The sequence below is a fragment of the Streptomyces sp. genome, assembly GCF_019510245.1.
Classification (GTDB): Bacteria; Actinomycetota; Actinomycetes; order Streptomycetales; family Streptomycetaceae; genus Streptomyces.
Genome location: NZ_JAEKKT010000132.1, coordinates 40150 through 54885, shown reverse-complemented (window position 1 = coordinate 54885; position 14736 = coordinate 40150). Strand labels below are relative to the sequence as shown.

Genomic DNA, 14736 nt, shown 5'->3' with positions numbered 1-14736 from the left:
GTTACGCGAAGTAATTCTTGAACCTGGTTCAACTCTCGTCCCGATGGTCGCCTCAGACGCACGTGTCGACCATTGATACGCAACCGCGTCGCAGCTTGCTCAAGCCCTGCGGTACCCTGACGCCATGCGTGCCGTACGCCTTCTGCTTAGCGGGCCGCGCTGATCAGTCCCGACCGCCGGACGAAACGGCTGGTCGGCATCGGCGCGGCGTCCCCTCCTGTGCGAGGGGTTTTTTCGTTTCTAGAACGTTCGCAGCCGCTGGCAGAGACGACCGATGGAGCTTTGAGGATCATGAGCGAGACGAACCCCGCTGCCGCCGCCACGTCGGCGGAGGCCGCGCCGCACCGCTACACGGCAGCCCTGGCGGCCGAGATCGAGGCACGCTGGCAGGACTTCTGGGACGCCGACGGCACCTACGCGGCACCCAACCCCACGGGCGACCTGGCCGGCGACCCCGAGGCGGTCGCCCGGCCCAAGAAGTTCATCATGGACATGTTCCCGTACCCGTCCGGTGCGGGCCTGCACGTCGGCCACCCGCTGGGCTACATCGCCACCGACGTCTTCGCCCGCTTCCAGCGGATGACCGGCCACAACGTCCTGCACACCCTGGGCTTCGACGCCTTCGGCCTGCCCGCCGAGCAGTACGCCGTGCAGACCGGCACGCACCCGCGCGTGTCCACCGAGGCCAACATCGAGAACATGAAGGTCCAGCTGCGCCGGCTGGGCCTGGGCCACGACAAGCGCCGGTCGTTCGCCACGATCGACCCGGACTACTACAAGTGGACCCAGTGGATCTTCCTGCAGATCTTCAACTCCTGGTACGACGACGAGGCGGACAAGGCCCGCCCGATCTCCGAGCTGATCGCCCAGTTCGAGTCCGGTGAACGTGCCGTACCGGGCCACACGCGCGCGTGGAACGAGCTGACCGCGACCGAGCGCGGCGACGTCCTGGGCGAGTTCCGCCTGGCCTACGCCTCCGACGCGCCGGTCAACTGGTGCCCCGGTCTGGGCACCGTGCTGGCCAACGAGGAGGTCACCGCCGACGGCCGCTCCGAGCGCGGCAACTTCCCCGTCTTCAAGGCCAAGCTGCGCCAGTGGAACATGCGCATCACCGCCTACGCCGACCGGCTGCTGGACGACCTGAACGAGCTGGACTGGCCCGAGGCCATCAAGCTGCAGCAGCGCAACTGGATCGGCCGCAGCGAGGGCGCCCGCGTCGACTTCCCGATCGACGGCGAGAAGATCACTGTCTTCACCACGCGCCCGGACACCCTGTTCGGCGCGACCTACATGGTGCTGGCCCCCGAGCACCCGCTGGTCGACCGGTTCGTCCCGGACGCCTGGCCCGAGGGCACCCACGACGTGTGGACCGGCGGCCACGCCACCCCCGCCGACGCCGTCGCCGCGTACCGCGCGCAGGCCGGCGCCAAGTCCGACGTCGAGCGGCAGGCCGAGGCCAAGGACAAGACCGGCGTCTTCACCGGCGCGTACGCGACCAACCCGGTCAACGGCGACAAGATCCCCGTGTTCATCGCCGACTACGTGCTGATGGGCTACGGCACCGGCGCGATCATGGCCGTACCCGCGGGCGACCAGCGCGACTTCGAGTTCGCGCGCGCCTTCGAGCTGCCGATCGTGTGCATCGTCGAGCCGACCGACGGCCGGGGCACCGACACGTCGACGTGGGAGGACGCCTTCGCCTCGTACGACGCGAAGATCATCAACTCCTCCCGCGACGACATCAAGCTGGACGGCCTGCCGGTCGCCGAGGCCAAGGCCCGCATCACCGAGTGGCTGGCCCGCAAGGGCATCGGCGAGGGCACCGTCAACTTCCGTCTGCGCGACTGGCTGTTCAGCCGCCAGCGCTACTGGGGCGAGCCCTTCCCGATCGTCTACGACGAGGACGGCGTCGCTCACGCGCTGCCCGAGTCGATGCTGCCGCTGGAACTGCCGGAGGTCGACGACTACTCGCCGCGCACCTTCGACCCCGAGGACGCCGACACCCAGCCCGAGACGCCGCTGTCGCGCAACGAGGACTGGGTCAACGTCACCCTGGACCTGGGCGACGGACCGAAGAAGTACCGCCGCGAGACCAACACCATGCCCAACTGGGCCGGTTCCTGCTGGTACGAACTGCGCTACCTGGACCCGCACAACAGCGAGCAGCTGGTCGACCCGCAGATCGAGCAGTACTGGATGGGCCCGCGCGAGGGCATGCCGCACGGTGGTGTCGACCTGTACGTCGGCGGCGCCGAGCACGCCGTGCTGCACCTGCTGTACGCCCGGTTCTGGTCGAAGGTCCTGTACGACCTGGGGCACGTCTCGTCCGCCGAGCCGTTCCACAAGCTGTTCAACCAGGGCATGATCCAGGCCTACGTCTACCGCGACGGCCGCGGCTTCCCGGTGCCCGCCGCCGAGGTCGAGGAACTGGGCGGCGACTACTACTACCAGGGCGAGAAGGTCACCCGCCTGCTGGGCAAGATGGGCAAGTCCCTGAAGAACGCGGTGACTCCGGACGAGATCTGCGCCGAGTACGGCGCCGACACACTGCGCCTGTACGAGATGGCGATGGGCCCGCTGGACGTCTCCCGGCCGTGGGACACGCGCGCGGTGGTCGGCCAGTTCCGGCTGCTGCAGCGGCTGTGGCGCAACGTCGTCGACGAGGCCACCGGCGAGGTCACCGTGACCGACGCCGAGGCGGACGAGGAGACGCTGCGCGCCCTGCACAAGGCGATCGACGGCGTCCGCCAGGACCTGGAGGGCCTGCGCTTCAACACGGCCATCGCCAAGGTCACGGAGCTGAACAACCACCTGACGAAGGCCGGCGGCGCGGTACCGCGATCGGTGGCCGAGCCGCTGGTCCTGATGATCGCGCCGCTGGCCCCGCACATCGCCGAGGAGCTGTGGCGCAAGCTGGGCCACACCGACTCGGTAGTGCACCGGGACTTCCCGGCCGCCGACCCGGCCTACGTCGTCGACGAGACCGTGACCTGCGTCGTGCAGATCAAGGGCAAGGTCAAGGCCCGCCTGGAGGTGTCGCCGGCCATCTCCGACGAGGAGCTGGAGAAGGCGGCCCTGGCCGACGAGACGGTCGTGAAGGCGCTGGGCGGTGCCGGGATCCGCAAGGTGATCGTCCGCGCGCCGAAGCTGGTGAACATCGTCACGGCGTGACACTGCCGGCCACCTCCGGGTGGTCCCTTACGGGCAGGTTCGGGGTTCTTCCGGAACTCCGGGCCTGCCCTTTGCGTTTACCGTTGGGGAGCACGGCCACCCACGCCGTGCCCGCAGACGGCCGGGGCGGTGGGCAGCGAGGAGGAGCACCGTGGAAACAGTGATCGCCGTATTCGCCGTGCTCTTCCTGCTCTTCGTCGCCGGTGGGGCGTACGTGACCTTCAAGGCGGTCGGCGCCGCAAAGCGTGGCGTGGACCGCACGATCACCCAGGCCCGGCGCACCGTCGAGGAGCACACGCTGCGCGCCAGGTCCATGGTCCAGGTCGGCCCGGCGGGCGAGATCGCGCAGCTCCGGCTCGCTCTGCGCACCTCGATGCGGGCCACCCAGGACGCGTTGCACGCGGGTGCCGCCGAGGACGAGTCGCTGAGGGAGTCCCTGGGCCTCTTCCAGCGCCTCAGCGCGCACGGTTACGAACTGGACGGCGACCTCAGGCGCCTGGAGGCCGAACCGGACCGGGCCACGCTCGCCACCCGCCTGCCCGAGCTGCGCCGCCGTACCGAGCGGATCACCGAGTCCGCGGACGCGCTGCGCTGGGCGGCCCACGACCGGGCCCGCCGCTTCGCCGACGACGACTTGGACACCCTGAGCACCCAGATCGGCGTCGAGGCGGACGCCCTGCGGCACTGGACGCGGCCGGAGCCGGCCGCGCAGGCCCCGCCGTGGCCCCAGGCCGCCGCCGGCCACGGCGACCGCCAGACCTGGCCCGGCGAACCCCGGCCGGCCGCTGCCGAGGAGCCGGTGCCGCCCGCGATCACCCCGCCCGGCCGGCTCCGTGCGTACCCCTGGCAGAAGAAGCCCCGGCCGGAGAGCACCACTTGACAGGGCCGGTCCCGGTCCGGGCGGCCGGGGGTGGGCTGCCGCACCCGAGCTACGCCAGGTAACCTCCAGCTCATGTCCCGCCATGTCGCGATCGTCACCGATTCAACGGCCTACCTGCCGCCGCGGACGGTGGAGCGCCACGGCATCACCGCGGTACCCCTGACCGTGGTCCTCGGCGACCGGGCGCTCGAAGAGGGCACCGAGATCTCGACCCGTTCGCTGGCCCAGGCTTTGCAGAAGCGGCGGCCCGTCACCACGTCCCGGCCCGGCCCGGAGGTGTTCGCCGAGACCTACCGCAGGGTAGCCGGGTCCGGGGCCACCGGAATCGTCTCGCTCCACCTGTCCGCCGAGCTGTCGGGCACCTACGACGCGGCCGTCGTCGCCGCCCGTGAGGCACCCGTCCCGGTGCGGGTGGTCGACACCGGGATGGTCGCGATGGCCCTCGGTTTCTGCGCACTCGCCGCGGCCGAGGCCGCCGAGGCCGGCGGCACCGTCGACGAGGCGGTCACGGCGGCGGAGAAGCGGGCCGCCGGTACCTCCGCGTACTTCTACGTCGACACCCTCGACTACCTGCGCCGGGGCGGCCGCATCGGCACCGCCCAGGCCCTGTTCGGCTCCGCGCTGGCCGTGAAGCCCCTGCTCCAGCTGGACGGCGGCCGGATCGAGCTCCTGGAGAAGGTACGGACGGCGTCCCGGGCCATCGCCCGCCTGGAGGAGCTCGCGGCCGAGCGGGCGGGCGGCGCCGAGGTCGACGTCGCCGTCCACCATCTCGCCGCTCCCGACCGGGCCTCGGCCCTCGCCGACCGCCTGCGGACGCGGGTGCCCGGGCTGGCCGACCTGCATGTGAGCGAGGTCGGCGCGGTCATCGGGGCGCATACCGGCCCCGGCCTGCTCGGGGCGGTCGTCTCCCTGCGGTGAGCCCGCCACGCGAGGGGTGCGGGCCTTGGAGCCATCACTCGTGCGGGTGGTGGAGTTGTCCACAACCCGGGCGCGGTCCACCGAAACTAAACAAGATCATCGCGGATCGGCGGGAAGCCCGATCCTCGTCGCATGGCACTTCGATCACGCTCACACGAGACACATGCGACCAGTGGCCCGGGCCGGGGCGCCGGCTCCGACGGCCGCACCCGGCACCGGCGGTCCCCGGTCCGCGCCCGCATCCGCCACCGTCCCGCTCCGGCCGACGAACTGCGCCGCCGGGCGGAACTCCTCTTCGGTGAACGGGCCGTCGCCGGGCCGGGGCCGGGGCAAGGACCGCCCGCCGCGGAAACGGTGACGGGCACCGGTGCGGCGACCGGACTGACCGCGGCCGCGACCGCGGTGCGCACGGCCTCGGCCGGAGTGCGCACCGCCGCGGCGGCGCTGTCCACGGCGGCGGCCGTGATGTCGTCGGCCCGGGCGCTGGCCGGCGAAGCCGCGGCGCGGCGCGAGCCGGCGCTGCCCGGGCTGCGCTCCCGGGTCGGGCTCGCGGTGCGGGAGCGGATGCCGGTGTGGCTCCAGACGCGCTGCGGGCTGGAACGCCGGGGCGCGGTTGCCCTGGGGATGGTCCTCGTCGTGGCCGCGGCGCTGGCCGTGCAGCACTTCTGGACGGGCCGGACCGAGTCCGTGAGCGCGCCGGAGACGGTGCGTGCCCAGGCGCCGTACGAGAAGAGCGGGGAGCGGGCGGCCGCCGGAGCGGCCGCCGTCGGAGGAGGTCCCGCCGCGGCGCCCGGTGCGCTCGACGGTTCCGCCGCGACCGCCGCAACCGGCGGGTCCGCCCGGGAGATTGTGGTGGATGTCACCGGAAAGGTCCGGGATCCGGGAGTCCACACTCTGCCTGCCGGCTCCCGGGTGACCGACGCGCTGCGGGCGGCGGGCGGGGTGCGGCCCGGCACGGACACCGACGGACTCAATCGCGCCCGCTTCCTGACGGACGGTGAACAGATCGTCGTCGGGGGCCCCGCTCCGCCGGCCGCACCCGGCCAGGCCGTGGGCGGTGCCGCGACGGGAGCGGGGCCGTCCGCCCCCATCTCGCTGAACACCGCGACCGTCGAGCAGCTCGACGCGCTGCCCGGCGTCGGCCCGGTACTGGCCCAGCACATCCTCGACTTCCGCACCCAGCACGCCGGTTTCCGTTCGGTCGACGAACTCCGTCAGGTCAAGGGCATCGGCGACCGCCGCTACTCCGACCTGCGGGATCTGGTACGGCCATGAGCCACGGGACCGACGCAGCGGCCCCCGGACCCGCGGCCGTGAGCCGGTCGGTGCGCGACGGCCCGGGACGGCGGGGCCGCACCGCGCACGCCCGGCCGGACGCGCGGGCCGACCTGCGGCTGGTGCCGCCCGCGCTGGCCGTGTGGGCCACGGCGGCCCTGGCACTGGACGCGCCCGCGGGGTGGACGGCCGCGACCGCCGCCGTCTGCCTGGTGGCCGGGGTGATCCTGCTGTGGCTCGGACGGACGGGTCCCCGGCCGGGGACGGCGAGGGCCGGTGTCGGGTCCGCCCGGCCGGCCTGGCGGCGGGCCTCGGCCGGCGCGCTGCTCCTCTGCGTCGCAGGGGCGGCCGCCTCCGCGGGCCTGCACGGAGCGGACGTACGCCGCGGACCGGTTCCCGGTCTGGCCCGCGTGTACGCCACCGTGACCGCCGAGGTGGAGCTCACGGGCGACCCCTGGGCCACCCGGCCGCGCGTGCGGGGGGACCACGCCACTGCGGCCGCCGTACTGGTGCGCGGCGAGGTGCGCCGCGTGGAGAAGGGCGACGGGACCGCGGTGACGACGCGCTCACCGGTGCTGGTGGCCGTGGACACCGGGGTACCGGCACCCGGCGGTGGCGGCCGGGCACGCTGGCTCGGGCTGCTGCCCTCGACACGGCTGCGGGTGAGCGGGCGGCTGGCGCCGGCCACGGCGGGCGGGGACCGGGTCGCGGCGCTGCTGCGGGTACGGGACCGCCCCGCGCCCGCGGTGGTGGGGGAGCCGAGCGGGCCGCAGCGGCTGGCCGGGCGGTTGCGGGCAGGGCTGCGGGAGGCGACCGACGGCCTGCCCGAGGACGCCCGCGCTCTGCTGCCCGGGCTGGTCGTGGGGGACACCTCACGCATCAGCCCGGAGCTGGACGAGGCGTTCGAGGCGACCGACCTCGCGCACATCCTCGCGGTGTCGGGCAGCAATCTCACCATCCTGCTCGCCCTGCTCATCGGACCGCCGGGACTGGCCCAGCAGACCGAGCGCCGGGGGCTCGCTCCGCGCCTGGGGCTGTCGCTGCGGGCGACCGCGCTGTTCGCCTCGGCGCTCACCCTCGCCTTCGTCGTCGTGTGCCGGCCGGATCCCAGCGTGCTGCGGGCCGCGGCCTGCGGGGCGGTGGCCCTGCTCGCCCTGGCGACCGGCCGCCGCAGGTCCCTGGTCCCGGCGCTGGCCACGGCGGTGCTGCTGCTCGTGCTGTACGACCCGTGGCTGGCCCGCAGTTACGGCTTCCTGCTGTCGGTGCTGGCCACCGGTTCGCTGCTGTTGCTGGCGCCCGGGTGGAGCGAGGCGCTGCGGCGGCGTGGGGTGCCGGAGCGACTGGCCGAGGGGCTGGCGGCGGCCGCGGCCGCGCAGGCGGCGTGCGGGCCGGTGGTCGCGGTGCTGTCGGCCCGGGTGAGTCTGGTGGCGGTGCCCTGCAACCTGCTGGCGGAGATCGCGGTCGCGCCGGCCACGGTCCTGGGGTTCGGGGCGCTGGCGGTGGCCCCGGTGGCGATGCCGGTGGCCAAAATGCTGGCGTGGTGCGCCAGTTGGCCGGCCGGGTGGATCGCGGGAATCGCCCGGACCGGGGCCGGGCTGCCCGGTGCGGGCGTGGACTGGCCGGGGAGCTGGTCGGGGGCGCTGCTGCTGGCCGGGGTGACGGTGGCCGTCGTGCTGCTGGGGCGGCGGTTGCTGCGGCATCCGTGGTGGTGCGGGGTGCTGGGGGTGCTGCTCGTGCTGCTGGTGGTACGTCCGGCGCCACTGACCCGGGTGGTCACGGGCTGGCCGCCGCCCGGCTGGCGGCTGGCGATGTGCGACGTGGGGCAGGGGGACGCGACGGTGCTCGCGGCGGGCGCGGGCACGGGCGTGGTCGTGGACGCCGGACCCGATCCGAAGCTGGTCGACCACTGCCTGCGGGAACTCGGCATCACCCGGATCCCGCTCGTCGTCCTCACCCACTTCCACGCGGACCACGTCGCGGGGCTGCCCGGGGTGCTGCGTGGCCGTGAGGTGGCGCAGATCGAGACGACGGGGTTCGAGGAACCCGCGGACCAGGCCGAGTTCGTCAGAAGGGAGGCCGCCGAGCACCGGGTCCCGGTCACGCGGGCGGTCGCCGGTGAGCGGCGCAGGACCGGTCCGCTGGACTGGCGGGTGCTGTGGCCGCCCCCGGACCCGGCACCGGCGCCGGACGGGCCGAACGACGCCAGTGTCGCCTTGCTGGTCCGTTCGGCCGGGCTGCGGATGCTGCTGCTCGGGGACCTCGAACCCCCGGCCCAGCAGGAGTTGCTGAGATCACCGGACGCGGCCGCACTGGGCCGGGTGGACGTGCTGAAGGTGGCCCACCACGGGTCCGCGTACCAGGACCGGCAGCTGCTGCGGCTGGTCGCACCGCGGGTCGCGCTCATCTCCTGCGGGGCGGACAACCCGTACGGTCATCCGGCACCGGGCACGGTGGCCGAACTGCGCGCGGTGGGGGCGGTGGTGCTGCGGACCGACCGGGACGGGGCGCTCGCCGTGACCGGTGGTGGCCCGGGCGGGGAGGCGGGGGAGCTGCGCGTGGCGCGAGACTGAGGGCATGAACTCGGTGAACCCGGGGCACATCGACGCCTACCTCAGCCGGCTCGGAGCCGCCCGCCCGGCCCGGCCCAGCGCGGACGCCCTGCGCGAACTGCATCTGCGGCACCTGCGGACCGTGCCCTTCGAGAACCTGTCGATCCACCTCGGCGAGGAGATCGTACTGGCCGAGGAGCGGTTGCTGGAGAAGGTGGTGGGCGCGGGCCGGGGCGGGTTCTGCTACGAACTCAACGGCGCCTTTGCGGTGTTGCTGACCGCGCTCGGCTTCGAGGTGACACCTCTGGTGGGGCGGGTGTACGGGGCGGAGGGGCGGCTCGGGATCCCGTACGACCATCTCGCGCTGCGGGTCCGGACGGGGGACGGTGGCGAGTGGCTCGCCGACGTGGGGTTCGGGGCGCACAGTCACTACCCGCTGGCGTTCGCGGAGCGGGGCGAGCAGGCCGATCCCGGCGGGATGTTCCGGATCGCGCAGGCCGGTCCGGACGCGGCGGGGGCGGGGGCGGATGCGGGGGCCGGTGGCGAGGAGCGCGCGGGGGGCGGGGACCTGGACGTGTTGCGTGACGGGCAGCCGCAGTACCGGCTGGAGGCGCGGCCGCGGGTGCTCGGGGACTTCACGGCCGGGGCGTGGTGGCACAGCACCTCGCCGTCGTCGCACTTCACCCGGTCGCTGGTCTGTTCCCGGGTCACCGGCGGCGGCGGGCGGATCACGCTGAGCGGGCGGACGCTGACGGAGACGGCGGCCGACGGGACGCGTGCGGTACGGGAGTTGGAGCACGACGAGGAGGTGCTCGGGGTCTACCGGGAGCGGTTCGGGATCGGTCTGGACGCTGTGCCGACCGTGCGAAATCCGGGGAAAGACAACCGGAATGGCTAATTCGGGTCTCGCGGGAGAACGTGTCCCTACCGGCGCGTAGCATGCTACTCGTGCGTAGTTCCGGCGCATGCGCCGGATTCCCGTGATGTGGGCCCGTGTTGCCCCGAAAGCCGCATCAGTGATCGAATGTTTCTTCGGTAACGGACGACGGCGAGGCGTACAGGGGTGGCGAGGATGTTCGGCCGCTTGATGGGAAACCGAACGAACCGGGTGCAGCGGACGGGCCCCCTCGCGGCGGTGCAGACCCCGCCCGACGCCGGGGTGCTGAGCTGCCGGGTGCTCGACCCGGTCAACGAACCCGTGACGAACGCCGAGTTCGCGGTCAGCGACACCATGGGACGCACGGTGGTCAGCGGTGGCGCGGATCCCTACGGCTCGTTCGTGACGGCCGTGCCGGCCGGCGAGTACCGGCTGGCGGTGTCCGCCGAGGGGTTCACGCCGTACCGGGCCACCGCGCAGGTCGGCGAGAACTGCCTCGCCTCGCTCGGTGACGTGACCCTCCAGGTCGCCCAGCCGCCGGAACTGCCGGCGCCGGGTGACTGGGAGATCGAGCCGACGCATTCCTCGATCGGCTTCACTGCCCGGCACATCGGACTGGCCCGGATCCACGGGCGGTTCAACTCGTTCGCGGGCGCGGTGCGGATCGCCGACCGGATGGAGCGCTCCGCCATGCACGTCGTGATCGACGCCGCGACCATCGACACGGGCGTCCGGATGCGCGACGACCATCTGCGCTCCGCGGACTTCCTGGACGTGCAGCGCTTTCCGACCCTGGAGTTCTACAGCGACCGGTTCGTGCACCGGGGCGGCACCAGGTGGGGCGTCACCGGGGCGCTGTCCCTGCACGGCGTGACCCGCACGGTCACCCTCGACACCGAGTACCTCGGGCTCGGCAACGGCATGGAGGGCGAGGTGCGGGCCGCCTGCCGGGCCACCACCGAACTCCACCGCGACGACTTCACCGTGAGCTGGCAGACGATGCTGGCCCGCGGGATCGCGGTGGTCGGGCCGAGCATCCGCATCGAACTGGACGTGCAGATCGTCCCGAAGGGCTGAGCCCGCCGCTTGCGGCCCGCTCCCGTACCAGCGGCTCGTCACGGGTCCGGCGGTGCCCGAGAATGGGGCCGTGAGCGATGTGAGACATGTGCTGGTGCTGCCCGACCGGGACGCGGCCGAGGAGGCCTCCGAGGCCCTCGGCCGGCGGTTCGGGGTCGACGAGGAGCCCCGGCTGGTACGGGACGCGCTGGCGGGGGAGGGCGACGCCGAGGACGCACAGTGGCTGGTCCTGCTGAGGGACGAGCAGGGGCGGCTGGACCCGGCGGAGCTGGAGGAGTTCGCGGGCGAGTGGGACGGCTGGCGGGAGGAGCCGTAGGAACGCGGACGGCCCGGGGCGGGGCGGGCGCGGCCGGTCCCGTTGTCAGTGGGCCGTGGGATGCTTGGCGCGATGGCCAAGAAGACTGCTGATGACGATCCGCTCGCTCCGGTGACCCTGGCCGTGGGGCAGGAGGAGCTGCTGCTCGACCGTGCCGTGCAGCAGGTGGTGGCCGCGGCCCGGGCCGCCGACGCCGACACGGACGTACGGGACCTGAACCCCGACCAGTTGCAGCCCGGCACGCTCGCCGAGCTGACCAGCCCGTCGCTCTTCGCGGAGCGCAAGGTCGTGGTCGTGCGCAACGCGCAGGACCTGTCCGCCGACATGGTCAAGGACGTGAAGGCGTACCTCGGCTCGCCCGCCGAGGAGATCACGCTCGTGCTGCTGCACGCGGGCGGGGTCAAGGGCAAGGCGCTGCTCGACGCGGCGCGCAAGGCGGGCGCCCGGGAGGTCGCCTGCCCGAAGATGACCAAGCCGGCCGACCGGCTCGCGTTCGTGCGGAGTGAGTTCCGCGCCATCGGGCGCTCCGCCACGCCCGAGGCATGCCAGGCGCTCGTCGACGCCATCGGCAGCGATCTGCGGGAGCTGGCGTCGGCCGTCACCCAGCTCGCCGCGGACGTCGAGGGCACCGTCGACGAGGCCGTCGTCGGGCGGTACTACACCGGGCGGGCCGAGGCGTCCAGCTTCACCGTGGCCGACCGGGCCGTGGAGGGACGCACCGCGGAGGCGCTGGAGGCGCTGCGCTGGTCCCTGGCGACCGGGGTCGCCCCGGTGCTGATCACCAGCGCGCTCGCGCAGGGCGTGCGCGCGATCGGGAAGCTCGCGGGGGCGCGGGGCGGGCAGCGGCCCGCCGATCTCGCGCGGGAGCTCGGGATGCCGCCGTGGAAGATCGACCGGGTACGGCAGCAGATGCGGGGGTGGACGCCGGACGGGGTCGCGGTGGCGCTGCGGGCCGTCGCCGAGGCGGACGCGGGCGTGAAGGGTGCCGGCGACGATCCCGAGTACGCCCTGGAGAAGGCCGTGGTGACGATCGCGCGGGCGGCGCGGTCACGCGGCCGGGGGTAGCGAGCCGGAAGGGGTGCGGAGGCGCCCGGGCAGGCCGAAGGCCCCGGCGCCCGCCCTGGGGAAGGGCGAGGCACCGGGGCCTTCGGTTGGAGCTGTCGATCGACGCCCGCGTGGCGAACGCAGGCCGCGCGTCGATCCTCGGGTGCCGGTCGGGGGCGGATGAGAGAGGGCCCGCCCGGGTCCTTCCGGCGATCAGATCAAAGAAGGGGTTCAGCCCTGGAGGGACGTGACCTTCGAAGCGAGCGCCGACTTCTTGTTGGCGGCCTGGTTCTTGTGGATGACGCCCTTCGAGACGGCCTTGTCGAGCGCACGCGCGGCAGCGCGCTGCAGCTCGGTGGCCTTCTCGACGTCACCCGCGGCAGCGGCCTCGCGGGCCTTGCGGATCGCGGTCTTCAGGGAGGACTTGACGGCCTTGTTGCGCAGCCGGGCCTTCTCGTTGGTCTTGATCCGCTTGATCTGGGACTTGATGTTCGCCACGAATGAGCCTTTTCAGGTTCTGGTGCGGGGCCGCGAAGCTCCCGTACCGATGAATTTCTTGAAAGCGTGCCTCGCGCTGAGAGGGCATGAGACACAGCTGCCCACGTTACCAGCGAGCCGGACCATGGCCCAAACCGGTCCCCGGTCGCCCGTCATGGGACCATGGAGACTACGTATTGATCCGACCCGAGGCATAAGGCGCCTCAAGAGACAGGACCCTGCGTGCCCGCGACCCCTAACAATGTGCCCGAGCCGAGCCGTACCGACCCGGCTCTGATCCGCAATTTCTGCATCATCGCGCACATCGACCACGGCAAGTCCACGCTCGCCGACCGGATGCTCCAGCTGACCGGCGTGGTCGAGCAGCGGCAGATGCGTGCTCAGTACCTCGACCGGATGGACATCGAGCGCGAGCGCGGCATCACGATCAAGTCCCAGGCGGTGCGTCTGCCCTGGGCCCCGACCGAGGGCCCGGACCAGGGCAGTACGCACATCCTCAACATGATCGACACCCCGGGGCACGTCGACTTCACCTACGAGGTCTCGCGGTCGCTGGCGGCCTGCGAGGGGACCATCCTCCTCGTCGACGCCGCCCAGGGCATCGAGGCGCAGACCCTCGCCAACCTCTACCTGGCGATGGAGAACGACCTCACGATCATCCCCGTGCTCAACAAGATCGACCTGCCGGCCGCGCAGCCGGAGAAGTTCGCCGGGGAACTGGCGAACCTGGTCGGCTGCGAGCCGGACGACGTGCTGCGGGTCTCCGCCAAGACCGGTGTGGGCGTCGACGCGCTGCTCAACAAGGTCGTCCAGGAGATCCCGGCGCCCGTCGGCGTCGCCGACGCGCCCGCCCGCGCCATGATCTTCGACTCGGTCTACGACTCCTACCGGGGTGTCGTGACGTACGTCCGTGTCATCGACGGCCAGCTCAACAAGCGTGAGCGGATCAAGATGATGTCGACGGGCGCCACCCACGAACTGCTGGAGATCGGCACCAACTCGCCGGAGATGCTGTCCGCCGACGGACTCGGCGTCGGCGAGGTGGGTTATCTGATCACCGGCGTGAAGGACGTGCGGCAGTCCAAGGTCGGTGACACCGTCACCAGCCAGGCCAAGGGTGCCACCGAGGCCCTCGGCGGGTACAAGGACCCCAAGCCGATGGTCTTCTCCGGTCTGTATCCGCTGGACGGCTCCGACTACCCCGAGCTGCGCGAGGCCCTCGACAAGCTCCAGCTCAACGACGCCGCGCTCGTCTACGAGCCGGAGACCTCCGCCGCCCTCGGCTTCGGTTTCCGGGTCGGTTTCCTCGGTCTGCTGCACCTGGACGTGATCCGGGAGCGGCTGGAGCGCGAGTTCGGGCTCGACCTGATCGCCACCGCGCCGAACGTGGTCTACCGGGTGGTCATGGAGGACCGGACCGAGTACACGGTCACCAACCCGAGCGAATTCCCCGAGGGGAAGATCAACGAGGTGTACGAGCCCGTCGTACGGGCCACGATCCTCGCGCCGACCGAGTTCATCGGCTCGATCATGGAGCTGTGCCAGACCCGGCGCGGCACCCTGCTCGGCATGGACTACCTGTCCGAGGACCGGGTCGAGATCCGGTACACGCTGCCCCTCGCGGAGATCGTCTTCGACTTCTTCGACCAGCTGAAGTCGAAGACCCGCGGTTACGCCTCGCTGGACTACGAGCCCACCGGCGAGCAGACCTCAAGCCTGGTCAAGGTCGACATCCTGCTGCACGGTGACAAGGTCGACGCGTTCTCGGCGATCACCCACAAGGACGCGGCCTACGCGTACGGCGTGCGGCTCGTCGCCAAGCTGCGCGAGCTCATTCCACGGCAGGCCTTCGAGGTGCCCATCCAGGCGGCCATCGGCTCCCGGGTCATCGCCCGCGAGACTATCCGCGCCATCCGCAAGGACGTCCTCGCCAAGTGCTACGGCGGTGACATCTCCCGGAAGCGCAAGCTGCTGGAGAAGCAGAAGGAAGGCAAGAAGCGGATGAAGATGGTGGGTTCCGTGGAGGTTCCCCAGGAGGCCTTCATCGCGGTGCTCTCCAGCGATGACAGCGCGGGATCGGCCAAGAGCAAGAAGTAACCGCGGGTAACGATCGGTCGCGGCCACAAATCGG

At 72.4% G+C, this 14736-nt stretch carries 11 protein-coding genes; 10 read left to right on the top strand and 1 reads right to left on the bottom strand.

What is annotated here, in order from left to right; all coding sequences use genetic code 11:
• Window positions 1–291 precede the first annotated feature (291 nt).
• The 9 genes from leuS (at window position 292) to holA (ending at window position 12128) form a co-directional block, all read left to right on the top strand.
• Window positions 292–3171 (top strand): leucine--tRNA ligase, encoded by a 2880-nt coding sequence (leuS, locus tag JF597_RS17690; RefSeq protein WP_293995622.1) that lies wholly within the window; start codon window positions 292–294, stop codon window positions 3169–3171.
• Window positions 3172–3322: 151 nt separating this feature from the next.
• Window positions 3323–4051, top strand: a complete 729-nt coding sequence (locus JF597_RS17685) for a hypothetical protein (protein WP_293995619.1) — start codon at window positions 3323–3325, stop codon at window positions 4049–4051.
• A gap of 72 nt (window positions 4052–4123) precedes the next feature.
• Window positions 4124–4969 (top strand): DegV family protein, encoded by an 846-nt coding sequence (locus tag JF597_RS17680; RefSeq protein ID WP_293995616.1) that lies wholly within the window; start codon window positions 4124–4126, stop codon window positions 4967–4969.
• Between the two features lie 132 nt (window positions 4970–5101).
• Complete coding sequence (locus tag JF597_RS17675; protein ID WP_293995613.1) at window positions 5102–6244, top strand: ComEA family DNA-binding protein; 1143 nt, start codon at window positions 5102–5104, stop codon at window positions 6242–6244.
• A complete protein-coding gene (locus JF597_RS17670; protein ID WP_293995610.1) occupies window positions 6241–8814 on the top strand; it encodes a ComEC/Rec2 family competence protein in 2574 nt (857 codons plus the stop codon). Before JF597_RS17675 ends, JF597_RS17670 begins: the two co-directional genes overlap by 4 nt.
• Window positions 8815–8827: 13 nt before the next feature.
• A complete protein-coding gene (locus JF597_RS17665; protein ID WP_293995696.1) occupies window positions 8828–9691 on the top strand; it encodes an arylamine N-acetyltransferase in 864 nt (287 codons plus the stop codon).
• Window positions 9692–9865: 174 nt separating this feature from the next.
• Complete coding sequence (locus JF597_RS17660; RefSeq protein WP_293995607.1) at window positions 9866–10747, top strand: YceI family protein; 882 nt, start codon at window positions 9866–9868, stop codon at window positions 10745–10747.
• Between the two features lie 70 nt (window positions 10748–10817).
• The gene (locus JF597_RS17655) at window positions 10818–11063 is read left to right on the top strand and encodes a hypothetical protein (RefSeq protein WP_293995604.1); all 246 of its coding nucleotides are present in this window, start codon (window positions 10818–10820) and stop codon (window positions 11061–11063) included.
• A 72-nt stretch (window positions 11064–11135) separates the two neighbouring features.
• Window positions 11136–12128: a DNA polymerase III subunit delta gene (gene holA / locus JF597_RS17650; protein ID WP_293995601.1), complete on the top strand. Its 993-nt coding sequence runs from the start codon at window positions 11136–11138 to the stop codon at window positions 12126–12128.
• Between the two features lie 210 nt (window positions 12129–12338).
• Here holA and rpsT read toward each other — a convergent pair whose 3' ends face one another.
• Window positions 12339–12605 (bottom strand): 30S ribosomal protein S20, encoded by a 267-nt coding sequence (gene rpsT / locus JF597_RS17645; protein ID WP_225100940.1) that lies wholly within the window; start codon window positions 12603–12605, stop codon window positions 12339–12341.
• 222 nt (window positions 12606–12827) lie between these two features.
• Here rpsT and lepA point away from each other — a divergent pair, with 222 nt between their 5' ends.
• On the top strand, window positions 12828–14702 hold the full coding sequence (lepA, locus tag JF597_RS17640) for a translation elongation factor 4 (RefSeq protein WP_293995594.1): 1875 nt from the start codon (window positions 12828–12830) through the stop codon (window positions 14700–14702).
• Window positions 14703–14736 lie beyond the last annotated feature (34 nt).

What these genes read in the sequence shown, in the direction of transcription:
- leuS (WP_293995622.1), top strand. Translation starts at nt 292, where the DNA reads ATGAGCGAGACGAACCCCGCTGCCGCCGCCACGTCGGCGGAGGCCGCG.
- JF597_RS17680 (WP_293995616.1), top strand. Translation starts at nt 4,124, where the DNA reads ATGTCCCGCCATGTCGCGATCGTCACCGATTCAACGGCCTACCTGCCG.
- JF597_RS17675 (WP_293995613.1), top strand. Translation starts at nt 5,102, where the DNA reads ATGGCACTTCGATCACGCTCACACGAGACACATGCGACCAGTGGCCCG.
- JF597_RS17670 (WP_293995610.1), top strand. Translation starts at nt 6,241, where the DNA reads ATGAGCCACGGGACCGACGCAGCGGCCCCCGGACCCGCGGCCGTGAGC.
- JF597_RS17660 (WP_293995607.1), top strand. Translation starts at nt 9,866, where the DNA reads ATGTTCGGCCGCTTGATGGGAAACCGAACGAACCGGGTGCAGCGGACG.
- holA (WP_293995601.1), top strand. Translation starts at nt 11,136, where the DNA reads ATGGCCAAGAAGACTGCTGATGACGATCCGCTCGCTCCGGTGACCCTG.